Annotated in this window: 21 protein-coding genes and 1 pseudogene; 15 read left to right on the top strand and 7 right to left on the bottom strand. The window is 59.6% G+C overall.

The window, feature by feature from the left end; genetic code table 11:
• Nucleotides 1-16: 16 nt before the first annotated feature.
• A complete protein-coding gene (locus HNP00_RS14665) occupies nt 17-895 on the top strand; it encodes a hypothetical protein (RefSeq protein ID WP_184740367.1) in 879 nt (292 codons plus the stop codon).
• Complete coding sequence (locus HNP00_RS14660) at nt 892-1,977, top strand: 4-hydroxy-3-methylbut-2-enyl diphosphate reductase (protein WP_184740365.1); 1,086 nt, start codon at nt 892-894, stop codon at nt 1,975-1,977. Before HNP00_RS14665 ends, HNP00_RS14660 begins: the two co-directional genes overlap by 4 nt.
• 38 nt (nt 1,978-2,015) lie before the next feature.
• Here HNP00_RS14660 and HNP00_RS14655 read toward each other — a convergent pair whose 3' ends face one another.
• Nucleotides 2,016-3,233: a DNA recombination protein RmuC gene (locus HNP00_RS14655; protein ID WP_184740363.1), complete on the bottom strand. Its 1,218-nt coding sequence runs from the start codon at nt 3,231-3,233 to the stop codon at nt 2,016-2,018.
• A 122-nt stretch (nt 3,234-3,355) separates the two neighbouring features.
• Between HNP00_RS14655 and ychF the strand changes: the two genes are divergently transcribed.
• Nucleotides 3,356-4,459: a redox-regulated ATPase YchF gene (ychF, locus tag HNP00_RS14650; protein WP_184740361.1), complete on the top strand. Its 1,104-nt coding sequence runs from the start codon at nt 3,356-3,358 to the stop codon at nt 4,457-4,459.
• A 227-nt stretch (nt 4,460-4,686) separates the two neighbouring features.
• Nucleotides 4,687-5,139 carry a hypothetical protein gene (locus HNP00_RS14645; RefSeq protein ID WP_184740359.1) on the top strand — a complete coding sequence of 151 codons (453 nt, stop codon included), beginning with the start codon at nt 4,687-4,689 and terminating at the stop codon, nt 5,137-5,139.
• Between the two features lie 717 nt (nt 5,140-5,856).
• On the opposite strand, the gene HNP00_RS23385 is transcribed toward HNP00_RS14645, so the two are convergent.
• The gene (locus HNP00_RS23385) at nt 5,857-6,153 is read right to left on the bottom strand and encodes a hypothetical protein (RefSeq protein WP_260404992.1); all 297 of its coding nucleotides are present in this window, start codon (nt 6,151-6,153) and stop codon (nt 5,857-5,859) included.
• Nucleotides 6,154-6,448: 295 nt separating this feature from the next.
• Between HNP00_RS23385 and HNP00_RS23380 the strand changes: the two genes are divergently transcribed.
• Nucleotides 6,449-6,688 (top strand): hypothetical protein, encoded by a 240-nt coding sequence (locus HNP00_RS23380; protein ID WP_260404991.1) that lies wholly within the window; start codon nt 6,449-6,451, stop codon nt 6,686-6,688.
• Nucleotides 6,682-6,846, top strand: coding sequence for a transposase (locus HNP00_RS23375; protein ID WP_260404990.1), 165 nt, complete (start codon nt 6,682-6,684; stop codon nt 6,844-6,846). The genes HNP00_RS23380 and HNP00_RS23375 overlap by 7 nt, the downstream gene beginning before the upstream one ends.
• Before the next feature lie 704 nt (nt 6,847-7,550).
• On the opposite strand, the gene HNP00_RS14635 is transcribed toward HNP00_RS23375, so the two are convergent.
• The 4 genes from HNP00_RS14635 to HNP00_RS23815 form a co-directional block, all read right to left on the bottom strand.
• Nucleotides 7,551-7,979 (bottom strand): S26 family signal peptidase, encoded by a 429-nt coding sequence (locus HNP00_RS14635; RefSeq protein ID WP_184740357.1) that lies wholly within the window; start codon nt 7,977-7,979, stop codon nt 7,551-7,553.
• Nucleotides 7,976-9,700: an ABC transporter ATP-binding protein gene (locus HNP00_RS23660; protein ID WP_184740355.1), complete on the bottom strand. Its 1,725-nt coding sequence runs from the start codon at nt 9,698-9,700 to the stop codon at nt 7,976-7,978. The genes HNP00_RS14635 and HNP00_RS23660 overlap by 4 nt, the downstream gene beginning before the upstream one ends.
• A 137-nt stretch (nt 9,701-9,837) precedes the next feature.
• The gene (locus tag HNP00_RS14625) at nt 9,838-10,389 is read right to left on the bottom strand and encodes a hypothetical protein (RefSeq protein ID WP_184740353.1); all 552 of its coding nucleotides are present in this window, start codon (nt 10,387-10,389) and stop codon (nt 9,838-9,840) included.
• A 12-nt stretch (nt 10,390-10,401) separates the two neighbouring features.
• Complete coding sequence (locus HNP00_RS23815) at nt 10,402-10,920, bottom strand: MauE/DoxX family redox-associated membrane protein (protein ID WP_184740351.1); 519 nt, start codon at nt 10,918-10,920, stop codon at nt 10,402-10,404.
• 359 nt (nt 10,921-11,279) lie between these two features.
• Here HNP00_RS23815 and HNP00_RS14615 point away from each other — a divergent pair, with 359 nt between their 5' ends.
• The 5 genes and pseudogenes from HNP00_RS14615 (at nt 11,280) to HNP00_RS14595 (ending at nt 18,921) form a co-directional block, all read left to right on the top strand.
• The gene (locus HNP00_RS14615) at nt 11,280-12,230 is read left to right on the top strand and encodes a transposase family protein (protein ID WP_221451526.1); all 951 of its coding nucleotides are present in this window, start codon (nt 11,280-11,282) and stop codon (nt 12,228-12,230) included.
• Between the two features lie 1,454 nt (nt 12,231-13,684).
• Nucleotides 13,685-13,972 (top strand): annotated as a pseudogene (locus HNP00_RS14610) (tyrosine-type recombinase/integrase); the annotation flags it as partial.
• Between the two features lie 349 nt (nt 13,973-14,321).
• On the top strand, nt 14,322-16,103 hold the full coding sequence (locus HNP00_RS14605; protein ID WP_184740347.1) for an ABC transporter family substrate-binding protein: 1,782 nt from the start codon (nt 14,322-14,324) through the stop codon (nt 16,101-16,103).
• A 182-nt stretch (nt 16,104-16,285) separates the two neighbouring features.
• Nucleotides 16,286-17,827: an ABC transporter permease gene (locus HNP00_RS14600; protein WP_184740344.1), complete on the top strand. Its 1,542-nt coding sequence runs from the start codon at nt 16,286-16,288 to the stop codon at nt 17,825-17,827.
• A complete protein-coding gene (locus HNP00_RS14595) occupies nt 17,824-18,921 on the top strand; it encodes an ABC transporter permease (protein ID WP_184740342.1) in 1,098 nt (365 codons plus the stop codon). The genes HNP00_RS14600 and HNP00_RS14595 overlap by 4 nt, the downstream gene beginning before the upstream one ends.
• A 21-nt stretch (nt 18,922-18,942) precedes the next feature.
• On the opposite strand, the gene HNP00_RS14590 is transcribed toward HNP00_RS14595, so the two are convergent.
• Nucleotides 18,943-19,572, bottom strand: a complete 630-nt coding sequence (locus tag HNP00_RS14590) for a PH domain-containing protein (protein ID WP_184740340.1) — start codon at nt 19,570-19,572, stop codon at nt 18,943-18,945.
• Between the two features lie 79 nt (nt 19,573-19,651).
• Between HNP00_RS14590 and HNP00_RS14585 the strand changes: the two genes are divergently transcribed.
• From HNP00_RS14585 to HNP00_RS14570, 4 genes are all read left to right on the top strand, one after another.
• Complete coding sequence (locus tag HNP00_RS14585) at nt 19,652-21,499, top strand: ABC transporter ATP-binding protein (protein WP_184740338.1); 1,848 nt, start codon at nt 19,652-19,654, stop codon at nt 21,497-21,499.
• A gap of 408 nt (nt 21,500-21,907) precedes the next feature.
• The gene (locus tag HNP00_RS14580) at nt 21,908-23,587 is read left to right on the top strand and encodes an ABC transporter substrate-binding protein (protein WP_184740335.1); all 1,680 of its coding nucleotides are present in this window, start codon (nt 21,908-21,910) and stop codon (nt 23,585-23,587) included.
• A gap of 134 nt (nt 23,588-23,721) precedes the next feature.
• A complete protein-coding gene (locus tag HNP00_RS14575; RefSeq protein ID WP_184740333.1) occupies nt 23,722-24,651 on the top strand; it encodes an ABC transporter permease in 930 nt (309 codons plus the stop codon).
• 7 nt (nt 24,652-24,658) lie between these two features.
• A partial coding sequence (locus tag HNP00_RS14570) for an ABC transporter permease (RefSeq protein WP_184740331.1) occupies nt 24,659-25,527 on the top strand: 869 nt, incomplete at its 3' end.

Genomic DNA, 25,527 nt, shown 5'->3' with positions numbered 1-25,527 from the left:
AAACCTGAGGAATCCATTGCGCACGTTCGTCTCTGCAATCGCAGTGATCTTTGCCCTTCTGCTCACAGGAATCGCCGTCCCTATGGCATGGACAGACGCCAACATCGTTCGTGAAGACGGTTTCGTGGGGCTCACGGCTTCGCTAGGGAAGGACCAAGCGTTCCAGTCGCGCCTGGCGGCCACCGCCGTCGCAAGCCTGGAATCCAAAATCAATCTACCGGCGCAGGTGGAGCAACTTGGCGCCACTTTCCTCAAAGATGCGGCCACCGCGATGACCACGTGGCCCGAATACCCGCAAGCGTGGAATGAAACCGTACGCCGCAGCCACCAACTGAATTTCGCAGGCAACACCGGTGCCGGGAACTCGACCGCGGGGACGTCCTTGGTGCTCGACGTCGGGCCCCTGGCCAAGCTCGCCGCAGACAGGCTCCACGCGGCAACCGGCCTCCCCATTGCGACGCCGGACTCCACCCTGATCAACATCGGCGGCCCCGCCCAGCGCCAGCAGGTAGACGCCATCGCCGCGTACGCGCCGATGTGGTGGATTCCAGGCCTCGGCGCCGTCCTGCTGTTTGTCCTGGGGCTGCTTGCCGCGAAACGCAGGGGTGTGCTTCTCTTGTTCACCGGACTGGGCCTGGCCGCAGTCGCGGCACTGTGGCAAGTGGCTACGACGGTGCTGAAGGGCGCAGGCGATGCGGGCTTGGGCGGAACCGCCACAGGCGGTCTTTTCGCGCGGGAGTTGGTGGCGGCGTCGGTCGACAATTTCAACGGCTGGATCACCATCGCCTGGATTGCCGCGGGAGTATTTGCGCTCCTCGGCCTGCTCGGTGCGATTTTCTCACCCAAAGCCAGGCCGAGCGTGCGGGTGAACGCTGCCGGTAGCATGGAGGAATGACCAGCTCAGCAGTTTCCATTCCGATGCCCACTGTCCCGCGTAGGCGCCGGACGCCGGAAGAGGTGCTGGCCGCCGCCCCGGTGTCGGCCCCCAAGCGGGTCCTGCTCGCGGCTCCTCGCGGATACTGTGCAGGAGTCGATCGCGCAGTCATCGCGGTGGAGAAAGCGCTGGAACACTATGGCCCGCCCGTCTACGTGCGTAAGCAGATCGTGCACAACGTTCATGTCGTCACCTCCCTGGAGGAGAAGGGTGCCATCTTCGTCGATGAGACAGATGAGGTGCCCGAAGGAGCACTGGTGATCTTCTCCGCCCACGGAGTGTCCCCGGCCGTTGTTCAGTCGGCCGAGGACCGCGGCCTGCGTACCATCGATGCCACGTGCCCCCTTGTCACGAAAGTGCACCGCGAAGCCGTCCGTTTCGCCAAGGAAGACTACGACATTCTCCTCATCGGCCATGACGGTCACGAGGAAGTGGAAGGCACGGCCGGTGAAGCTCCGGACCACATCCAGATCATCAACGGTCCGCACGAAGTTGACAAGGTCACCGTGCGCAATCCGGAGAAGACCATCTGGCTTTCACAGACCACCCTGAGCGTGGACGAGACCATGGAGACGGTACGGATGCTCAAGGAACGGTTCCCCACGCTGCAGGATCCGCCCAGCGACGACATTTGCTACGCCACCACCAACCGCCAAGTGGCCATCAAGAAGATTGCACCGCAGGCGGACCTGGTGATCGTGGTCGGGTCCGCGAATTCCTCCAACTCTGTGCGGCTCGTCGAAGTGGCACTTGAATACGGGGCCAAGGCCTCCTACCGGGTCGATTTCGCGAACGAGGTTGACGAACGCTGGTTCGAGGGCGTTGCCACCATCGGCGTGACTTCGGGCGCTTCCGTACCCGAGGTCCTGGTCCAGGACGTTCTCCGCTTGCTGGCCGATTATGGCTATGGTGCAGTTGAAGAGGTGGTGACAGCGGAGGAAGACTTGCTGTTCTCCCTGCCGAAGGAACTGCGCGCCACCCTCAAAGAGGCCGGAGACGTCACACGCGCCTTGGGCGGACGAGGGAACCGCCCAACGTCGTAGGCGGTGCCCGGCGGTCCTAGGCTGGTTTCAGCCCGGTCTCAGGCCGCGGATTCTCCTTCGATCAGTTCGGGCGCCGCCAAAGTGCGTGGCACTGCTTCCACAGCGGGCGGTGACACCAAGCCGTCGGTGTCCATGGCATTGAGTTTCCGGGCCGTGGGCAGTACGCGAGCCTCCAGCGTTCCGACGAGTGCGTTGTAGCGATCTACCGAGGTCTTCAAAGACGAACCTAGCTTGGCCACGTTGTCACCCAGGGTGCCCATGCGTTCGTACAGCTGCCGGGCGAGCTCGAACAGTTCGCGGGCGTTGTCCGTCAAAACGTCCTGCCGCCACGTGAAGGCAACGGACTTGAGAACAGCCAGCAAGGTGCCGGGGGATGCCAGGACCACGTTCCGGGAGAGGGCATAGTCCAAAAGTGCCGGGTCAGCTTCCAGGGCCGCAGCGAGGATCGATTCTGCCGGGAGGAAACAGATCACGAGCTCCGGCGAGTTGCCGGGGATGTCCCAGTACTTCTTGGAGCCCAAGGCATCCACATGCGACTTGAGGGCCTTCGCATGAGCCAGCAGCAATGCGTCTGTGCTATTGCCGGGCGATTGCATGCCGCTCTCTGCCACGTGCCTGATGTTGCCCTGTTCTTGGGCGGCAAGGTAAGACCCGAGCGGCACTTTGGCGTCGACTACCAGTTGCTTTCCGCCGGGCAGCTGGACAACGAGGTCAGGCCGGACGGCGTTGTCCACGGAAGCGGAGTGCACCTGCTCGTGAAAATCGACGTGCCGCAACATGCCCGCGGCTTCCACCACCCGGCGCAGCTGGACTTCCCCCCACTGCCCCCTCGCACTGTTGGACCGCAGCGCGGAGGCCAGGGCGTGGGTGGAACGCAGCAGCTGCTCATCCGACAAACGGGCTTCCTGGAGCTGCTGGGCAAGCTGGCCGTACTGTTCCAAACGGTCCCGTTCCAGAAGCGAGACCTGTTGCTGGACGGCCGTCAGCTTCTCGGCAACGGGGGCAAGGGCACGCAACACGCTGCTGTCCTGGTTCCTGGACTCGTTCAGTTCGCGGTTCTGCGACGACAGAAGGCGCCGCTCGGCGTCGGCGGCTGCAAACTGGGCGTTCACCGCGGCAAGCCGCTCCGAGACGGCGTCGAAATCTTCTTCAAGGGCGACGTTCCGGCGCCGAAACAGGAGGAAGCCAGCCACCACCCCTGCGGCGGCACCGAGAAGAAGCATGAACAAAGCGAGTATAACTGCAAGACCATCCATGCCTCCAACCTTGGCATAGGGGTAGGACAATATAGCGAAGCCGGGTCACGGCGCCCGGCCATGCGGTCCGGGGTTCTTCCCGCAAAGCGGACAAGGGTCCTCAGCGGGTAGAATCAATGCTCGTGGCTCTTACTATTGGCATCGTCGGACTGCCCAACGTCGGCAAATCAACCCTTTTCAACGCATTGACCCGCAACCAGGTGCTGGCCGCGAACTACCCGTTCGCCACCATCGAGCCAAATGTCGGCGTCGTCAACCTGCCGGACCCGCGCCTGCAGAAGTTGGCCGAGGTCTTCGGATCGCAGCGGCTCCTGCCCGCCGTCGTCTCTTTCGTTGACATCGCGGGAATTGTCAAAGGCGCCTCCGAAGGCGAAGGCCTGGGCAACAAGTTCCTTGCAAACATCCGCGAGGCAGAAGCCATCGCCCAAGTCATCCGCGTCTTCGATGACCCGGACGTCGTCCACGTCGACGGCAAGGTTGACCCCCGCTCCGACATTGAGACGATCAACACCGAATTGATCCTGGCCGATCTCCAGACGATCGAAAAGGCCATTCCCCGGATCGAAAAAGAAGTCAAGATCAAGAAGCGCGAAGCCGCTGAACTGGCAGCAATTTTGGCCGCCCAGGCCGTGTTGGAACGTGGCGACACGATTTTCTCCTCGGTCACGAGCGACAAGCTGGAGATGGAGCACCTCAAGGAGCTCAGCCTCCTCACGGCCAAGCCCTTCATTTACGTCTTCAACGCCGACGAAGGAATCCTCGGCAGCCCGGAAAAGCAGGAAGAACTCCGTGCCATGGTGGCGCCCGCAGACAGCATTTTCCTCGACGCCAAGCTCGAATCGGATCTCGTTGAACTCGACGAAGAAGAAGCCCGCGAAATGCTCGAGATGAATGGCCAGGACGAATCCGGCCTCGACCAGCTGGCACGCGTCGGTTTCCACACGCTCGGACTGCAGACCTACCTCACTGCCGGTCCCAAGGAAGCCCGTGCCTGGACCATCCACCGAGGCGACACCGCGCCCCAGGCTGCAGGAGTCATCCACACAGATTTCCAGCGCGGATTCATCAAGGCCGAAGTTGTCTCCTTCGATGACCTCATCGACGCCGGATCCATGGCCGAGGCCAAGTCCCGCGGCAAGGTCCGTATTGAAGGCAAGGAATACGTCATGGCCGACGGCGACGTGGTGGAGTTCCGTCACAATACAACCTCTAGCGCAAAGAAATGATCTGCCCAAACCCAGCTTGCGCTGCTGAGGTATCGGGAAGCTCCAGGTTCTGCCCGGAATGTGGATCTCGACTCGGCCGAGTTGGGCCGAGTCAAGGCGTGAGTTCGGGTGGGGGCGACATCTCCGGTGGGGTCTATCAAGCGGCTGGGGATATCCACATTGGTGGAACACCGGAGGAACCGGTGGCCCAATACGAGCCTAGATGGTCCTGGAAGAGCCCCCTGACGTTGGCGCTCCTGACCTGGATTTCCGTCGGGTTAGGGGTTCTCGGCGTCATTGCGGGCTGGCAAGGCTTCGCTCCGTTCTTCGAAACGTTGGGCCGCGGACTTCCAAGAGAAAGTCCCAAGCCGGTATGGATGATCGCGCTCGCCGTTGTCCTTCTGCTCCTTGTTGTTTTTGTGTGGTTGCGAAGCGTAGCAAGCAACCGAACTCAGCACTTCTCGCCAATCCCTTGGTTTCCGGCTCTGACCGGGTGGGGAGGCCGGATCGGTTTGGCCCGGCTACAAGGCACCTGTCCGATCTGCGAGGGCCGTCTCAAGTTCTACGACAAGCCCACAAAATGGATTACCTATCTGGAGACCGATCGACGCAAGGTCACAGAGAGACGTATGGCCGCAGAGTGCGTCAGGAACGCGGATCATTGGTGGCCTGTCGACAAGACCGATCTGAGCCGCGATTGATGGGCTGCGACGTGGTGGAGTTCCGCTTCAACGTGTGACTTCGCCTATTTCGTTGCAAAATAAGGGGTCAGGCTTCGGCAGTCCGCACAGAATCCGCAACTCCGGGTCTGCTCGGAAGACGGGCCGGGGGCGACGATCTCTTTCACGGGCCAGGATGCCCAGCCGGAGACGGGAACCACCCACGCCCCTCCCAAGACAACCGTCAACGACTACCGCCCCAACCTCAGGGGGTACTTAAGAGATATAAGCCTGATTGCGGCTAGAACCGGGTCCCCCGAGACCGCGGATCCGTAGTAGGTCGCGAACGTAGTTCCGGCGCCAACTGTCGCAAAATGCGCCGAGGTCTGTAATGAGCAGGCTCGCGGTGGTGAGTCCGGTTCTCGCGATTCGCAGGCAAGCCCTCCGGATTTTGGGGGCTCTTCGTGGTTGGTGGGGAATCGAGTTCGTGGCGTTGAAGACAATTGGGCCCGTGGCCCTGTTGGGATGAGTGTGTTTAGCATTCAATTCTGGAACAGGACCACGAGCCTTGATCGAGCCTACCGGGGCCACAGCCGACGCTGCCACCAGCCTCTTCAACCTGCCTGACTACCGCGCATTTCCACCACTGTAACTGCCGGCCGGCGGCGGTCATCATCGAAACCGACCAGTCACCGGGCTGCCCCAGCTGCGGCGTCATCGCGTCACGGCGGAAGGAACGCCGCTTCCAGGAGCTCAGGGTCATTCCTGTCGCGGGCCGGTGGATGTGCTGTGGTCCAAGTACCGCTGGTACTGCCAGGAGCCGGGGTGCGAGAGGCTTTCGTTCTTTGAATCCAACGCCCAGGTCCCGCGCCGTGCCCGCTCCACGAGCAGGCTCCGCGACCAGCTCGTGGATGCGGTCATCCGTTCGGGCAGGGCCGTTTCGGAGACTGCCGCCGGGTTCGCGGTGTCCTGGTGGATGGTCCGGGCCGCGCTCAATGAAGCCTGCTTCCCAACCCTGCCGGACGTGGATGCGCTCAGCCCGCGGATGTTGGGCATCGATGAAGACCGGTTCCGGTCGGCGCTACTTCCGGGACCACAGGAGCGTCGGGGAATCTCTGTTCGACCGGCCCCTGGAATGGCGCCTCGGGGTTCAGCTCGTCGCGATCAATCCTTCGGCGGCGTTCCGCAAGGCATTGCGGATGTGGCTTCCCCCGGACCGCGGTCCCTGTTGATCACTTCCACCTGATCTCGCTGGCCAACCAGGCCGTCACCGAGACCCGGCAGAACCTGTCCCAGCAGGAGGGCCGCCGCGGGCAGGCCATCGACAAGGCCTGGACGCCCGCATGCTCCTGTGCGCGGCGGCGACAGCCTCAGCCTCAGGGCGGCCCGTCGATTGGAGGAAGTCTTTGCAGCTGATGATCCGACCGGAACTCTCCGATCGGTCTGGCAAGTCAAAGAACAACTCCGGACCTTGCTGCGCATCGGCTCCCTGCAGGACGCCGCGACAGCGAAGAAAGAACTCGAGGAACTGGTCAAGGCAGCCGCACGACCGGAGACGAACAGGCTCTACCGCACCGTCTGCCGGTGGTGAAAGGAAATCAAGGTGCTGATTATCCGGGCGCCACGACGGCGAAGGTCGAGGCCAACAACACCGCCATCAAGAACATCAAGCGCACAGCGCGAGGCTACCGCAATGCCAGCTACAAATCCGTTATCCTCCTGAGGAATGCCGTCAGGACGGCGGCATGACGCTCATTCCGGGAATCCATTTCCTCACGAACCGCAAAGAGCCATTTTGGGCAGCAAAGGGGTGCACGGGGTCGGTTTAAGCAGCCCCGCAGGGAGAGGCAACGGGTAGCATCAGAAAAGGCCACCCGTTGCCTCGTTATCCGAACACATCAGGAAATGGCGCCAGGGCTCGCTATAACCAGGACCAAGTTCTGGGGCGCCGGTAGCTTCCGCAATAGCGTAGGCTACGGTAGGCGAACATCGTCGCCAGGGCTACAACCCGATGACTCGGTAGCTATTTCCCGTCACCATCCTCCGCCCACACAAGAACCGCAATATGTGCCGCAGTCGCCGCAATAGGACTGAAAATACATATCGCATGTCTGGTGCTGCCCGTAACTGCACTGGACGATATAGGAATTGCAGTAAGTACATGTGCCGCCCGCTTCAACTGCGCGCGGCACGAAGTGACTGAGAAGTCGATCGCCCAAGACCTCGACGCGCCTAACTAACGTGTCCATCTTTACTCCAATTCAGCTCAAATCCTACGTATCTGAATCTGATACGACCGCTCGGAAAAGCGATACTTGTACTTAACCATCATTTTTGACGTGTATCAATACCTGAGAACCACTCTTTCGCATGAAATCGAATATAAATAGAATTGCTCATAATAAAATAGATGGTTTTGCTCTTCAAGTCGTTGGAACTTCACTCATTCGGGGTCAAACATTTGACGCCAGTCCGATAATACGACCTAAATCTATAAGACCAAAGGTGCGGGAATCGATACTCTCCTCGAGGTTGTCTCCGACCACATAAAACATTCCGGGTGGGATTATCTGAACATCGTCAATAAAAGGGATCGGTGAACCTTCGCTGGCGTAGACTCGCTTTATCAACCTTCCCCCAACTTCAACTGGGCGACAAGCTGACGGGCTGTCCAACCGTTTATATAGTCCGTCGGCACTGAAAACCACAATTTCGCCAGGAAGAATTTTATGGCGAACCGGGACGACGTGAACCCGATCGCCCGGCGCCAGAGTTGGCAACATGCTATTACCACTGACAACGAATCCCGTTGAAAGCCTTATGGTTGCAAACCAAGTTGCAAGGGAACGGATCAAAAGAGAGATGGGGTTGACAGACTTCACGGAAAGAATGGCATCCGTGGTTTGGAATCTCGTTGAAATCCCTCCGACTGCAGATTAAAAAGCTCGGCATATCGTCCACCGATTTCCATGAGATTTTCGTGGCTTCCACTTTCCGAAATATCTCCGCGGTCAAGAACAACTATTCGATTGGCGTCCCTCACTGCATTCATCCGATGCGAAATTAGTATCGTAGTTTTGTCGGTTCTAAGAGTCCGAAGACGTTCGTGAATCTCCTTTTCGGCTATCGCATCCAGGCCAGCGCTGGGTTCATCGAGAATCAGCAGATCATGATTTTCGCGCATGAACGCTCGAGCCATTGCGACTCTTTGACCCTGTCCACCTGAAAGAACTACACCGGTCCCGGGGTTGGCTCGATCGTCGCTATTGGTAAAAATTCTGGTGATCATAGTTTCAAGTCCATCTGGGAGACTTCGAACTAGCTCCTGGATCCCCGCGAGCGCCGCGGCACGATGTATTCGCGGACCGTCAGTGATCGCTTCCACGTCGCCTAGACCAATGTTCTCGCCTAAACTAAGTTCGTATTGCATGTAGTCTTGGAACACGGCGCTTATTCGATTGCGTAATGCCTCCGGATCAAAACTTCGGACATCGATACCGTCCCAGAGCACGCGACCGCGAATTGGCTCGTATAACCGGCAAAGTAATTTTATTACCGTACTTTTTCCGGCGCCGTTCAAACCGACGAGAGCAGTAGTTTCACCAGCGTAAATTGTAAGATTGGCGTCCTTGAGAACCCAGGGCAGCCCATGCCCGTAGCGGAACCAGACGTTTTCGAGTGTTATCGAATGTGCAAGCGGAGGGATTTCGCGAGGGGAAGCAGGAACGATGATGTCGGTTTCGAGGGTGGTGAGTGCCGCGTAATGTGCCATTGATAGATTTGCCCGATTGAGCAGGCCAGCCTGTTGAATCGCAGAGGCGACGGAGGACTGTATCCCCGCCACGGCTGCTATGAGGACACTAATGTCGCCGATGGAGAGCTTTCCCTCACGTACCGCATTGACGGCCCAGACGAGGCCCACCCCGGCTACGCAGGCGCTCAGAAACGAAAGACCTGTCTGCGCGCTGAATGATCGGGCGTCAATTGCGCGGTCGACCGCATTGGCCGACCGCATTTCGCTCAGCATTCTTTTGCGGAAGTACTTCCCCAATCCAAGAAGTCGCAATTCCTTAGCTGCGCTTGGCGCTGTGAGGAGCGACGCGTAGAACATCTGGCGGCGCTCCGACTGCCCGATCTTCCAAATGGCACGGTCTCGCCTTTTGCTGAGGCCGACTTCGGCATAGATCGCGGGCACAGCTGACAAAATGACTGCTAGGAGAAGCCAGACATTGATCATGAAAAGCGTTAGAACGAAGCCCGCAAAAGTGATGGCACACTTGCTAATAGCCACGGTCCCTGTCGTGACCTGTATGGGTCCCGTTCGTCCTGCAATTTGCGCTATCCGCAAGCGGTCCTGGAATGCTGGATCCTCAAGACGCGAAAGCCCTCGGAGCCGTTCAGCGAGGGCCGTATGCAACCGGTCTTGAGCGCCCAATCCGATTTTGCGCGAAAGTTCGGCTTCTGCGAAGCGGGCGGCCCCCGTTAGGAGCGCAAGAGCAAGCCCCAGTACTGCCAGGGTTACAGCGGCGGTCACGATGTGTTCATCGAACTGCCGCGTCGAGACGTCTTCTAACAACCGTTTGAGAACCCAGGCGCTGACCACGGGAATTGCACCAAGACCAAACGCGCAGACAAGACTTACTAGAAGCGAGGCAGGCGCGCATTCTAGGACTAGTTGAAGGCTAACGGCCCAAGGCATGACCCGCGTTGCGGGCGCAGGGCTGCACGGTTCCTTACGTGTCATCCGACTGTGAGCGTTGGTGCAAGGACAATCCTTTTGTCTGTTGACGACACGCAGCCTGCGGCGTCCATCGTGCAGACGGAGGGGTAGGCGCTGACTTTGAACGCCTTTGTCAAAGTGTCGGAGGTATCGCTTTGGTTTTCAAAGACAACGTGAGCGAACTCGCTCAAAGCAGCAACGTAGTCATTGTCCTCATCGGAAAAGCCGGCGAGCACTGCGATTGGTCGGCTGTTGCCTCCATATTCGCGCACGGCTTTGACGAAGTCAGGGAACAACTCGGAGCAGGGAGCACATCCCTTTAAAAAGAATCCAATCAGAGTGCCAGCACCGAGAGATGCCGTCGATAGCCGTTCACCGGCGATTGTGAGTGAGTCAAAATTCGCCGGTGCCTCACCCGGCTTGACCATCAAGTCTGTTGCCGCCGACTTTGTGGAGATATCCCCGAGCTTAGACTCATGTTCTCTGAGTCGCCGTACGACGGCCAAAGTGAAGACTAGATTAACGACTGCAATCAGAGCAGTGACCAGCAATGCGACAGAGAGAAGAATCATTATTTACTCTTTCTACCTAGCGAAAATGGACTTAACATCGTCAAATCTGACTGCGATCAACGAGCCCGCAGAGAATGCCAAGATTGTAATCAAAGCAGTTGGCATGTCTATTATCGGCGAGACCTGTAGAAGAGACCCGGACGCGCCAATTGCGCAAATCGCCATAAGAGCCAGGTTTCTGGCTAGTTGCGCGGCACCGATGCTTTTATTATCGGCTCCAAAACAAGCACAAGGGGCTGTGTCGCCTCTCCCTAATGCGAGGCCGATCCCGATTGTGAACGCTCCAAGTAGGGCGGCGGCGAAAAACAGTGCTGTCGATCTAAATGGCGTAAACTGGCTCGCTATGATTGCAAATTCTGTGGTGAGTACCGCTTTAGCAACTAGACGGCCAAATGGAGTCAATTTCGAGGGAATAAACCGCACGGTTGCCGCAACGAAGGTCTCAAACCCCGCCTTCGATAGTTTGCCAATAGCGGCGATTGAAAACACTGTTGCGATTATCGTCCCGCCGGCCACGCCAATCAGATCCATTGGCTACTTGCTCGCTCTGCACATCAAACGAACAAAATTCTGAGAGCGTTCGACGCCGAAAGTCTGCATTATTATCCCCAATTATTTTGTCTGACCTCATCAGTGCGGCTTAGTAAACCAGACCGGCGCCGCTTGTGCAAGCATTCGCGTTGACTCATCAAAGATGCCCGCGTAGCTGTATTCGAAGAATCATTTGAGAATGCCCGCGTAGCGGCGTGTCCGCCGGGCCGGCGTCCGCGGTCCCGGCAGTGTGAGCCATCGAGCTTTCAATGGGTGAACGCAGGGCTGTCACGAAGGTCACCGCAACCCGCTATGCCCCGGTCGGGCCGGGCGGCGAAGAAGTAGATTCTGGATGAGCTGTGCGCCACGACGGGTTGGCACCGCAAAGCGCTGCGGCAGGCGCTGGTATTGGAGGTTGCCCGGCCCAGGGCACCCCGGCCGCCGCTCTATGGCGAGCCGGTGATCGAGGCGCTGCGGTTCTGCTGGGCGGTCCACGGGACCCTCGCGGGCGGCTGCTCGCGGCGGCGCTGACGGATCTGGTCCGGCGCCTGCGGCGTTTCAAAGAGCCTGACATTGATGCCGGCGCGGCTCCACAGCTGCTGAAGATCGCGCCGGCGACCATTGACCGCCGGCTCAGGGCAGGCCGGGCGAAACTGGATCCACGGGGCCGGTCCCATACCAAGCCCGGAACGCTGCTGAAGGACTCGATTCCGATGCGGACTTGGGCCCAGTGGGACGATGCGGTTCCCGGGTTCGTTGAGATTGATCTGGTCGGGCACGAGGGCGGCAACAGCAGGGGTGAATTCTGTTTCACCCTTGATATCACCGACATCGCGACCGGCTGGACGGAAAGCCGCTCGGTGAAAAACAGGGCCCAGAAGCGGGTGTTCGCAGCCATTCAGGACGCCATCGCGTCGTTCCCGTTTCCGATCCTGGGCATCGATTCGGACAATGGTTCGGAGTTCATCAATTGGGAGCTCATTCGCTGGTGCGAGAAGGAGAAACTTACCTTCACCCGGTCCCGGTCCGTGAACAAGAACGACGGGGCCTACGTGGAGCAGAAGAACTGGCACATCGTCCGTCAGACCGTCGGGTACCACCGCTACGACACGGCCGGCGAGCTGGACCTGCTGAACCGGATCTGGGGCCTGCAAAGACTGCTGACCAACCACTTCGCACCCCAGCAGAAACTCATCGCGAAGGTCCGCGCCGACGTCAGGATCAGCAAGAAATACGATGCACCCGCCACCCCGCTCCGACGGGTCCTGGCAGACACCGGCACCGTGAGGAGGGATGTGAAGCCCGGCTGAAACGGGAGAACAAACTCTTGAACCCGGCCGCAATCCAGCGTCAGATCTAAGCACTTTGCGCAGATCTCCGGACTCTCGCGACAGCCAAACAAGCAGCCAAACCCCAGCCATCTATCCGGGCAAAATCAAATGATTCTTCGAATGCCGCTGCGCGGGCATCTTGACATGATTCCCCGGGGCATTGAGGATGTCGAGAGTTGCGAGCGGCCCCGCGATCTTGACTTGTTGACGGGAAAGTTGCAATGGTGTCAGCCGGTTTGAGTAGGGAGTTACCTGATTTGACCAGGGTGTCAGCCCATTTAGCTGCGTTCTAATCCAGTCCACTCTGGCGCTTCGCGGGGTTCTACGCATGAACCGTTTGGGGCTATTGGCCAGGGAAGTCCCAGCGGACGGGGCTGCTTTTTGGCGAGATGGGCTTCCGGGCCAGATCGAGATCCCGCCGCGCATCAGCCTTGGTTGGGGCGCCTGATTGCATCTGCCCTGGTTGAGCTCCATCCTTTTGAAAGTTCCACTTCGGATGGATTGTCGACTCAGGAAGACTCGGTTGCCTCATGCCCATGCGAGACTCACACGTCGAACAAATGCGGGGATCTCAAGGAGCGCGGCGAGGTCTGACGTTTCTGCGCGTCAAGGGTCCCTGAGTAAATCGACACCGCCGCTCCGTGGCGCACGGTATGAATCCGTATCAGATGATTGACAATCAAAAAGAAAAATACTAGCTTCGCATTTTAATGGCGATAGTAGGTGTTGTCGTTCTTCGCTTGAACGGTCCGTCGAACGAGTCATAGGCCTCCCAGCGCCGGCCGTCGATGGCGGGTCAAGGGGTGTTGCTTATTTCTTGACTTTACAGAGTGACTTGATATGTTCGTTTCGTGACTTCAGTCACTAATCTACCGATTGAATTGAGGATGTCATGAAGGTAATCGTTGCTGCGATTCTCGTTGCTATTGGTCTACTTTTTGGGGGTGGAGTAGCGCATGCTTCTTCAAATTCCGCGGAAGCTATTTGTGGCACTTGCAAGTGGATTGAATAGATTCCATTTCTAAATGAGTAGTTCCCGCCCCGGTCTGTGTATGATTGTGGTTCCGCTCGTTTGAACTACAATGATATATTCTCGATGCGCGGGCCGGGGTTGGGTGCCTGTGATTTTCCCCTGACTTATTGGCGCTGTCCATTCCCGGATGGGGTGAGCGTGGTCAGCTCAGAGCTTGAGGGCGCGGTCAAGGTAGACGCGTAGGGTTGGGGTCTTCCGGTGATCGAAGTTCCTACACTGCCCATCGGAGACCCTCAACGTGTCCCACTCTACGTTTCTGCCTCCTGACCTGACTACGTTCTGTCGGACAACTAGAAAACGCGTATCCTGTTGCGCAGTGCCGCCAGAACTGCGGCATGAACATGCTGCATCACGGCAGAACATTCACCACGAACCGTGAAGAGCCGCCAAGCTCGTCACGCGGCACGTGAAGTCCGCAGCCCGGCGATGCCCTTCGCTGACCGGGAAGAACGTCACCCCGCACACGCTCTGGCACACCTGCCCGATGAGCCTCCTGCACGCCTGGATCGACAGCGCCAGCGTCGCGCTCTGGCTCGGACACGCGAACATCCAGACCACGCAGATCTACCTCCACGCCGACCTGGAAGTCAAACGCCGAACCTTCGACCGCCTCCCCGCGATCGATGAGCAGCCGCCAGCCCGCTACCGAGCATCCGATGCACTACTCGCGTTCCTCGCAAACCGGTGATGTCGCCGATGGTTATGTTGACCGCGAGACCCCGCCACGCACGCCAGCACGCCGACCCCGGGGACGGCAACATAACCACGAAACCGAAATACCATCGCACGATCAGTCATCGAGACCGGCGGATTCACACCCCGACTACACCCTCAAACGCGATTAGCCCCTGTGCTCGCAGCAGTCTTGTTGCATCTCGATAACAAACCTTACTGGCGGGAAACTTTGGACCCAAACATTCGTCTCGGGCGCTAGGCTACTGCTCATGTGAGACGAGCCACAAGCCTGCTGAGGGGGTTGTGGCAGTCTGCCGGAGTCAACAGCGCCGGCTTTTTCCACTCAAAAAATAGGAGGCGGAATGCGTTTCGGACGTACTTCCAAAGCAGTGGGTGCTGCGGCGATCCTCGCACTCGCACTGAGCGCCTGCGCCGGCAATACCGGTGGCAACACCCCTTCCACCACGGGAGCAGCCAAGCAGGGCGGCTCCGTTGGAGTTGCCGAAACCAACGGTTTCAGTAGCTTCAACTCCGGGACCGCTGACGGTAATTCGGACGTCAACGGGCACATCGGCTATGCCACCCACTCGGGTTTCATCTACATAGACGACAAGCTGAACATCGTCAGGAATGAAAAGTTCGGCAAGATCGAGAAGCTCTCTGACAATCCCTTGACCGTCAAATACACGGTGAACGAAGGTGTCAAGTGGTCGGACGGGACGCCGGTTAGCGCCGCCGACCTTTTGCTGACATGGGCATCCGGCTCTGCTTATTACGACGATGCCGATTCGAAAGCCAAAACCGGTACCACCTACTTCAAGACTGCGGCCGACACATCCGGGTTGAACCTGACGGACTTTCCCGAGTTGGGTTCCGACGGCCGAAGCCTGACCCTCAAGTACTCCAAGCCCTTCGCGGATTGGGAACTGGCGTACAGTTTCCCCGGCAATGGCGGCGTTGACGTTCCTGCGCATATCGTGGCACAGAAGGCCGGACTGAAAGACGCACAGGCCCTGATCGATTTGCTCAAGGGAATCAAGCGGGGAGACAGTAAATCACCGCAACCCGTGAACCCCCAACTCAAGGCCGTGGCTGACTTCTGGAGCACTGGCTTCGAATCGAAGACCTTGCCGAGCGACCCGAACATGTACCTCTCGAACGGCCCATACATCATCAAGTCCGTGGTGCCGGAGCAGTCTGTGACTCTGGTACGCAACAAGGACTACAACTGGGGTCCGACGCCAAAGCTCGACGAGATCGTAGTTCGCACGATCGGCGCGGCTCCGGCCCAAGTCCAGGCGCTGAAGAACGGCGAAGTGGATATCATCAACCCGCAGGCATCAGCCGACACTGTGGACCAGATCAAGCAGCTCAGCGGCGTGAAGATGCTTTTGGGTAACCAGCTCTCCTACGATCACCTTGATTTGAACTTCTCCGGTCCATTGGCAGACAAAAACGTCCGCGAAGCCTTCTTGAAGACGGTGCCTCGTAAGGACATTGTTGACAAGATCATCAAGAAGATCGATCCGAACGCCAAGCCGCTCGATTCGGAACTCTTCGTACCAGCCCAGGCTGCTTATGCCGATTCTGTCAAGAACAACGGTTCCTCGGCCTACCAGGATGTCGACATTGACGGCGCCAAGAAGCTCCTCAACGGCGCTACGCCGGAAATCCGCATCATGTACAACAAGGACAACCCCAACCGCGTAGATGCTTACTCGTTGATCCGCGAGTCCGCCACCAAAGCCGGATTCAAGATCGTCGACGGCGGCTTGGGCAAGGCTGACTGGAGTTCGCACCTCGGCGACGGGTCTTATGACGCGACGATTTTCGGCTGGATCAACTCGGGCGTCGGCGTTTCCGGAACGCCTCAGATTTTCAAGACTGGGGCCGGATCGAACTACAATGGATTCTCCGATGCTGACGCCGACAAAGCGATGGACACGCTTATCGTCACCACCGATAAGGCCAAGCAGGACGATCTGCAGAAGCAGATCGACGCAGATATCTGGAAATCCGGTTATGGTGTTCCGCTGTTCCAGTCGCCGGATGTGAAGGCCTTTTCCGATCAAATCAGCGGAGTGACTTCCATGCCCAACCAGACAGGTGTGTGGTGGAACTTCTGGGATTGGTCTCGGAGCTGATCCGACGCTGAGACTGCGCATTGCCTAATAAGGGCGCCGGGGCCGAGAACCATGGCTCCGGCGCCCTCTGGCTACTACACTGACCTCGCCGGAGGCCTCCGGACCACAGAACCGGGGATGACGGCGGGATTCTGCGATAGGGCCCGGGTGAACTCCGGCCCTGGATTTTGAGGTTCCTCACGATGTTGACCTATATCGTCCGGCGATTAGTTACCGCTGCACTCATTCTTCTCGGAGCATCGTTCCTGGTGTATCTCCTGACAGCGTTGTCTGGAGACCCGTTGCAAGATCTTCGAGCCAGCAACGCCCCGAACCGGCAAGCATTGATGGATGCACGAATCAATCTGCTTGATCTCGATACACCAGCGCCGCTTCGCTATTTCAAGTGGTTGGGCGGCGCCGCCCAGTGTCTCGTTCCCTTCGGCAACGCCTGCAATCTCGGCAAGAACATCGCCGGACAGCCAATCACAGAGGCCCTCGGCTTCGCGCTGGTTCAAACCCTGACACTCGTCACCGGCGCAACGGTTCTCGCGATTCTCATCGGCATTTCGCTTGGCATCGTCACCGCACTCCGCCAGTACAGCGCATTGGACTACGGCGTGACCTTCATGGCATTCCTGTTTTTCTCATTGCCGATTTTCTGGGTAGCCGTCCTTCTCAAGGAGTTCGGCGCGATTGGCTTTAATGATTTCCTGCGAAATCCGGAAATACCGCCGGCCGTTGCTCTTGGAATCGGAGCTGTTCTGGGCCTCATTGGGGCCGTCGTCGTGGGCGGTGCGGTGAAACGCCGGCTGATCGTCGGAGGCTCGGTCTTTGCTGCCGTTTCGCTTGTCCTCTTCTACTTCTCGCTGACCCAATGGTTCCGCAATCCGGGCTTGGGGCCCGTCATCATCGCGATCATGGGGGCGGGAATCGCCGTCGGAATCACCATCTTGGTTTCCGGACTTAAGAACCGCAAGGCACTGCAATCGAGCCTGATTGTGGTGGGCATTGGTGTGATCGCCTATTTCGCCGTGCAGCCGCTGCTCAATGACGCGACAGGGCTCATGATCTTCCTCCTCGCAATCGCCACCATTCTGGTCGGCGTAGCGGTGGGGTACTTTATGGGCGGCTACGACCGTGGCCAGTCCATGCGCGCCGCCGGACTCACGGCCTTCCTGGTCGGAGCCCTCCTGGTGGTGGACCGGTTCATGCAGGCCTGGCCGTCCTATTTCAACAACAGCCGGGTGCGCGGGCGCCCGATCGCCACCATCGGGGCAGGAACACCGAACATCCAAGGCGATTTCTGGATCATGTCAACGGACACTTTGACCCACCTCGTCTTGCCGACCATAGCCCTGATCCTTGTCTCGTTGGCCAGCTACACGCGGTTCACACGCTCGTCGATGCTCGAAATCATGAACATGGACTACATCCGGACGGCGCGCGCCAAGGGCCTCAGCGAACGGTCCGTGATCATGGGCCATGCCTTCCGCAACGCCCTGATTCCGATTGCAACGATTGTCGCCTTTGACATCGGTGCACTGATCGGTGGTGCCGTCATCACCGAAACGGTCTTTTCCGTTCGGGGCATGGGCTTCTTGTTCATTGACGGACTGCTGCACACGGATCCGAACCCGGTGATGGGTGTGTTCCTTTGTGTAGCTATCACCGCTATGGTCTTCAACCTGATAGCGGACCTCGCGTACTCCGCGCTCGACCCACGCGTAAGGATCAAAGCATGAGCCAGCCAACCCAAGAGGAAGAACTCCTCGCGCAACAGGCGCTCGCCGAAGCTGCAGCCATCCAAACAGGCAGCGAAGTTACCAGCGGCCTGAGTCAGGGCCAGATTGTCCGCAAGAGGTTTTTCGGCCACACGGGCGCCCTGATAGGGCTCGCGGTTTTCGCAGTGATTTTCCTGCTTGCCTTCACCTCGGTGGGAGCGTTCGGGATTCCCGGGTGGTGGAAGTACAACCACGTGGACGTCTCGCCGCTCGTCAATGATGGTACTCCTACCTCATCGCTGTGGCCGTTTGCGTGGGGCGAGCATCCGTTCGGCCAAGACCGGATTGGACGCGACCTGTTTGCCATGACGATGCGTGGTGCGCAGCAGTCAATCACAGTCATGCTCCTGATCGGTGGCATTGCAGGTGCGATCGGCGCTATCGTCGGGGGACTTGCGGGCTATTTCCGAGGCTGGGTCGAAGCCACCCTCATGCGCCTGACCGACGTCATCATCATCATTCCATTGCTGCTCCTCGCGGCAGTGGTTGGCCAGATAGCCAACCGCAGGGACGAGGGCAGTTGGTTGACCGGGTTTGCCGCCAACAACGGCGTCGTCATTCTCGGCATCTTCCTCGGCTTTGTCAGCTGGGTGGGCCTGGCCCGTCTTGTCCGCGGTGAGTTCCTGACCCTCCGCGAGCGGGAATTCGTTGACGCTGCCCGGATCTCCGGAGCCTCCAACGCCAGGATCATCTTCAAACACATCCTCCCGAACGCCGTCGGTGTGCTGATCGTCAACGTGACGCTGACTATGTCCGCCGCCATCCTGCTGGAGACCGCCCTCAGCTACTTGGGCCTCGGAGTGAAGGCTCCGGACACGTCGCTCGGCCTGCTGGTTGCGCAGAACCAGGAAGCTTTTGCCACCCGACCGTGGCTGTTCTGGTTCCCGGGCTTGTTCATCATCCTCATCTGCCTCAGCATCAACTTCATCGGCGATGGGCTGCGGGACGCTTTCGACCCGCGGCAGAAGAAGTTCCGGGCCAAGTCCGCGATTGAGACCGCAAAGCACTCCAGTGCAACGACTGCGCCGGTCACCCGTACTCCGAAGGGCAGCTGAGTGGGACCCGCCCGGGGAACCCTAATACCGGAAGACCGCCCAGTAACTGGCTGCGGCCAGCGCCACCGTGGCCGCCACGCGGAACCATTCAACCGTAACCGCCACCACGGCCTCCTCCGCCCGGCCGGGTTCAACCTGCCCCGACTCCACAAGCGCCTGCCAGCGGGTGCGGACCAAGACGGCTGCGGCACCCGAGTCGGTGTTCTTGAGATCTCCGGGACGAACCGAGCTGCCCGGACCGTAGGTGGTGTCCGGGAGACCTTTCAGGTGCTCGGGGCGGGCATTGCGCCCGCCCCAGATCCCGGGCGCCGGCGCAGCCCACGCGGGGTATTTCTTGTGCGGTGTCATAAGCGTGAGGGCGTAGCGGGTGTCCACTTGCACCAGGGCATCCCACGGGACCTCAATGGTCCTGTAAGGGTTCTCCAGCCTGACGCCGGAGTCCAGGACCACTACCGCCGGCCGCCAGAAGAGCAACCAGCCGATGAAGGCAACAAGGAGCAGGGGAGCGGTGCCCGGAAGGGCTCCCGGACCGGCCACCACAAGCGTCACGACCACCCCGAAGGCCGCAATTGCCCAGCAAGTCCAGGCGAACAGCCTGCTGGTGCGGGCCTTGAAGATTTCGACATTTCCAGCATGGGGCTCTCGGCTCATGCCCCTAATAATTCAGGATTCCGGGCTACTTCACTAATCACCCCTTGGAGGGTGGCCCGGGCGGAAGGGAATACCCAACATGACTGACAACACCAGCCCCGAACCTGAGGCAACATCGCTTGAGACTGCTTCGGACAAAAGTGCGCCCGGGAGCGTGGTCCTGGAAGTGCGCGACCTCAGCGTCGACTTCGGTGTGGAGAAGACATGGGTCCCGGCCGCCATCGGACTGAATTATGAGGTCAGGGCGGGTGAAGTCCTCGCGATCGTCGGCGAATCCGGTTCGGGTAAGAGTGCCAGTTCCATGGCTTTGCTGGGATTGCTGCCCAGCAACAGTCGTGTCACCGGGAGTGTGAAGCTGTCCGGCAAGGAGTTGCTAGGCGCCAAATCCGGCGCCATCAGGGAGGTCCGCGGCAAGGATGTTGCGGTGATCTTCCAGGAACCGATGACGGCGCTCAACCCCGTCTACACTGTGGGTGCCCAGATCGTTGAGACGATCCGGCTTCACAACGTGGTCTCCCCGGACGAGGCCAAGGAGCGCGCGTTGCGTATGCTGGACCTCGTGGAGCTTCCTGACCCGGAAAAGGCTTTCAAATCGTATCCACACCAGCTTTCCGGTGGCCAGCGCCAGCGCGCCATGATCGCCCAATCGTTGTCCTGCGATCCGAAACTCCTCATCGCGGATGAACCCACCACCGCCTTGGACGTGACCGTCCAGGCCGAAATCCTGGACCTGATGCGCCATTTGCGCAACAAACTGGATAGCGCCATCGTCCTCATCACGCACGACATGGGTGTGGTGGCCGACCTCGCAGACCGGATAGCAGTGATGCGCAAAGGCGTCATTGTGGAGACTGGCACGGCACAGCAGATCTTCAGCAATCCCCAGCATGAGTACACCCGCGCGCTGTTGGCAGCGGTTCCGCACCTCGGACAAGGGGCGGAGACTGCCGACGTCGACGTCACCGCCGCTTTGGCTGCGGCAACGAACACCGAACTGGAATCTGTTGAGCATGGCGAGTTGCTCCGCCGCGAACGCGAGAACCAGGATGCCTTGAAGGCGGCGGCGCAAGAAGCCGCCAAGCCCAAGGGCCAGCCGGTGCTTGAGTTGATCGACGTCGCCATCGAGTACCCCAAGCAAGGCCGCGTTCCCGCGTTCCGCGCCGTTGAGGGAGCCAACCTGGTGATCTACCCAGGCCAAGTCGTGGGCCTTGTTGGGGAGTCAGGTTCCGGCAAAACGACCATTGGACGCGCCGCCGTCGGGCTCTTGCCTGTGGCCGCCGGTAGCATGCACGTGGTGGGTCAGGATATTTCCGCCGCGAAACGGAATGGAAAACAGCTCCACGAGGTGCGCCGCGATATCGGCATGGTCTTCCAGGATCCGTCGTCGTCGCTGAATCCGCGGCTGCCTATCGGTGAGAGCATCGGCGAACCGATGTTCCTTGCCGGGGTCGCCAAGGGCGTCGAGCTGCAGAAGCGGATCGAAAGCCTTCTGGACCAGGTTGAACTGCCTCGCGGTTACCGCAACCGTTACCCGCATGAATTGTCCGGCGGGCAGAAGCAGCGTGTCGGTATTGCGCGGGCGCTGTCCCTCCAGCCGAAGCTCATGGTGGCGGATGAACCGACGTCGGCCCTGGACGTTTCGGTGCAGGCGAAGGTTTTGGAACTCTTCCAGAACCTGCAAAAGGAGCTGGGATTCGCATGCCTGTTCGTGACCCACGACCTCGCCGTGGTTGATGTGCTGGCTGACCGGATCTGCGTGATGCAGCGTGGCCGGATCGTGGAGCAGGGTACCCGGGAACAGATCCTTCGCAATCCGCAGGAACCCTACACGCAAAGGTTACTTGCTGCGGTGCCCCTTCCGGACCCGGAGAAACAGCGCGAGCGCCGGGAATTGCGAGCCCAGCTCATGGCCGCCGGCATCGAGTAGCCAACTGCGCGCGAGGCAGAGCTCGCGGCACAAACGGACTGCCGCCAATCGCGCAAGAGTCCCTGTGGCCAATGGTCGCGGGGACTCTTTTTTGTGCCTCGAGTGTCCTCTTTGAGCTTCCGCAAAAGGCGCTTTGGCATGCTCGAAAACCCCGGAGTTCCAGCGAAAAGTAGGGGTCAGGCGTGTCGAGTGTACCAAGGAGTAACCCATTACGTGAAATGACTGCTTCATTACTAAAACTGTCACATGCATACTTGCCATGAAACTGCCAATGGGATTCCACATTTCGGACAACGTGTGGTTAGGATTACACATCCATGTAGGCCGCGTCACAGGATAAATCTGTGCCTGGCCCCGGGGCATTCATGAGTTGCCCCGACTCATCCCCCTGAATCCATAGGAGGCGGAATGCGTTTTTCGCGCACTTCCAAAGCTCTTGGCTTGCTGGCAGTCGCCGCGCTCGCCCTCACCGGATGCGGCAGCGCCGCCTCCGGAAGCAGTGGCCAGACTGCCGGTGATCCAAACAAAATCATCACCGCATACAGCAATGAACCCCAGCACCCCCTGCTGCCGTCCAACACTAATGAGGTGTACGGTGGCCGCGTCGTCGAACTCCTGTTTGAAGGCCTGCGCAGCTACGACGCCAGCGGAAAGTCCGTGAACGCCCTCGCGGAATCCATTGATACGACTGACGGTCAGAACTACACCATCAAAGTGAAGAAGGGCACCAAGTTCACAAACGGCCAGGAAGTCACCGCCAAGAGCTTCGTTGACGCCTGGAACTTCGCTGCACTGAGCACCAACGCGCAGGCCAGCAGCAGCTTCTTCGAATCGATCGATGGCTACGACGCCGTCAGCGCTACCAAGAAGGAAACCGGCGCCGACGGCAAGGCCAAAGCTGTCCCTGCCCCGACCGCGCAGACCATGTCCGGCTTGGTTCTGAAGGACGACTCGACCATCACAGTGAAGCTGGCCCAGCCGGAAGCCGACTGGCCGTTGCGCCTCGGCTACTCCGCCTTCATGCCGCTTCCGGCCGATGCCCTCAAGGATCCGAAGGCCTTCGGCGAGAACCCCATCGGCAACGGCCCGTACAAGATGGCCGCCAAGGGTGCTTGGCAGCACGACAGCCAGATCGCCCTCGTCAAGAACGCCGATTACCAGGGTCCCCGCACGGCCAAGAACGGTGGCGTGACCTTCAAGTTCTACACCGATCCGGCTCCGGCCTACACGGACATCCAGGCCAATAACCTTGATGTCACGGACGTTCTGCCGACCAACGCGCTGAAGACCTACACCACGGACTTCCCGGATCACAACCTGAACAAGGCCTACGCCGGCAACGCGACGCTCAACATCCCGAACTACCTTCCTGAGTTCCAGGGAGACGCTGGCAAGCTCCGCCGCCAGGCTATTTCCATGGCCATCAACCGCGACGAAATCACCAAGGTTGTCTACAGCGGCACCCGCATTCCGGCGAAGGACTTCACGTCTCCCTCCGTTGACGGCTACAACGCCAACGTCGCCGGTTCTGAGGTCTTGAAGTTCGACGCCGCGAAGGCGAAGGACCTGTGGGCCAAGGCAGATGCCATGAGCCCGTGGCCGGCCGGCAAGGTTCTGCAGCTCGCGTACAACACAGATGGTGGCAACAAAGAATGGATCGACGCCGTTGCCAACAACCTGAAGAACAACCTCGGCATCAAGGCCGAAGGCCAGCCGTTCGCCAAGTTTGCTGAAATCCTGAACCTCCGCAAGGCCAAGACCCTTCCGGGCTTCACCCGCGCAGGCTGGCAGGCAGACTACCCGTCGCTGTTCAACTTCCTCGGCCCTGTGCTGCAGACCGGGGCAAGTGCCAACTACGAGGGCTACAGCAACCCGGACTTCGACAAGTTGCTGAAGGAAGGCCTGGCCTCCAAGTCCACGGACGACGCAAACAAGAAGTTCACCCAGGCACAGGAAATCCTCTTCAAGGACTTGCCGAACCTGCCCCTTTGGTACCAGGCCCGCCAGGCCGTCTGGAGCCAGAACGTGACCAACGTTGACTCCGGCTGGAACGGCGTCCTGCTCTACTACAACATCACCGCAAAGTAGTCCTCTGGACTCGTTCCAAGCTCGATAGTGCGTGGGGGTCCGGTCACAAAACCGGGCCCCTGTGTGCTTGATCCGGCACGAAAGCTGTCCCATATGAATCCCCTTAGTTTCAAGAGCGCTCAGGAAACCTTGCTGTGATCCAGTACATCCTCCGGCGTTTGCTGCAGGTCATCCCGGTCTTCCTGGGAACCACCCTGCTTGTGTACTTCATGGTCTTTGCCCTCCCGGGCGACCCCATCCGCGCCTTGTTCGGCGACAGGCCGCCCAGCGAGTCCGTCATTGCCGCACTGCGCCAGCAATACAACCTCGACCAGCCGTTCTGGGTCCAATACGGACTCTTCCTCAAGAACCTGTTCACCTTCAACCTTGGCGTTGACTTCACTGGTCAGCCGATCGCCGCCACCCTTGGCCGCATCTTTCCCGTGACCGCCATGCTCGCCGTTGAGGCCTTGGCCATCCAGGCCGTCTTCGGTGTGGCTTTCGGCCTGATCGCCGGTCTGCGCAAGGGAAAGCTCTTTGACTCCACCGTGCTGGTTGCCTCCCTCGTGGTCATCGCCGTCCCCACCTTCGTGCTGGGCTTCGTGCTTCAGCTGCTCGTCGGCGTGCAGCTCGGTTGGGCCAAGCCCACTGTTGGATCCAACGCGGACTGGGGAACGCTGATCCTCCCGGCCACGGTTCTTGGCCTCGTGTCGTTCGCCTACGTGCTGCGCCTGACGCGCGCCTCGGTCATCGAAAACATGAACGCCGACTACGTCCGCACCGCAACCGCGAAAGGCCTCTCGCGCCCCCGCGTGGTCCTGGCCCACATCCTGCGAAACTCCATGATCCCCGTGGTCACCTACCTGGGTGCGAACCTCGGTGGCTTGATGGGCGGGGCGATCGTCACCGAAGGCATCTTCAACGTGCCCGGCGTCGGACAAAAGCTCTACCAAGCAGTCATCCGCAGCGAGGGCCCCACCGTCGTTGCCATCGTGAGCGTGCTGGTGCTGGTCTTCGTTGCGGCCAACCTGTTGGTCGACCTCCTGTACGCCTGGCTTGACCCCAGGATTCGCTATGAAAAGTAGATCCGCTATGAAAAGTAACCGTCAGATCGAGCACTACGTTGCCCCCGTCGACGAGACACCGCTGCTGGCAACCGATAGCCTCAAGGTCGACGCAGCACCCCTGAGCCTGTGGGCAGACGCCTGGCGGAAGCTCCGCCGTCGTCCGCTCTTCATCATCTCCGCGCTCATGATCTTCTTGCTCCTGGTTGTCGCGTTCTTCCCTGGCCTGTTCACCCAGACAGCCCCGAACGACAACTGCCAGCTAGGAGACTCCCTGGCTGGCCCCTCGGCCGGCCACCCCTTGGGATTCACCTTCCAGGGCTGCGACATCTACTCCCGCATCATCCACGGCACGCAGGCATCCCTGACCGTCGGCGTTGTCTCGGTCATTTTCGTCCTGATCATCGGCGTCACGCTCGGCGCATTGGCCGGGTTCTTTGGCGGATGGGTTGACACTGTCATTGCCCGCCTTGGCGACATCTTCTTCGCCCTGCCTTTGGTCCTCGGCGCACTGGTAGTTACCCAGCTGCCCTTCTTCCGCGAGAACAAGAGCGTTTTCACCGTGGTCATGGTCATTGTGATGCTCGGTTGGCCGCAAATGGCCCGCATCACCCGCGGCGCCGTGATCGAGGTCCGCAACGCGGATTTCGTCACCGCTGCACGCTCGCTAGGCGTCTCGAAGATCGGCACACTCGTCCGGCATGTGGTTCCGAACGCGCTCGCGCCGATCATCGTCCTCGCCACCATGGAACTGGGTGTCTTCATCGTCACCGAAGCAACGTTGTCCTTCCTCGGTATTGGTCTGCCCGGCAGCATCATGTCGTGGGGCAACGACATTTCGGCGGCCAAGGATACGCTGCGCACCAACCCCGAAGTGCTGCTTTACCCGGCAACCGC

The sequence above is a fragment of the Arthrobacter sp. AZCC_0090 genome, assembly GCF_014207375.1.
Taxonomy (GTDB): domain Bacteria; phylum Actinomycetota; class Actinomycetes; order Actinomycetales; family Micrococcaceae; genus Arthrobacter.
This window is presented reverse-complemented; position numbering and strand designations above follow the sequence as displayed.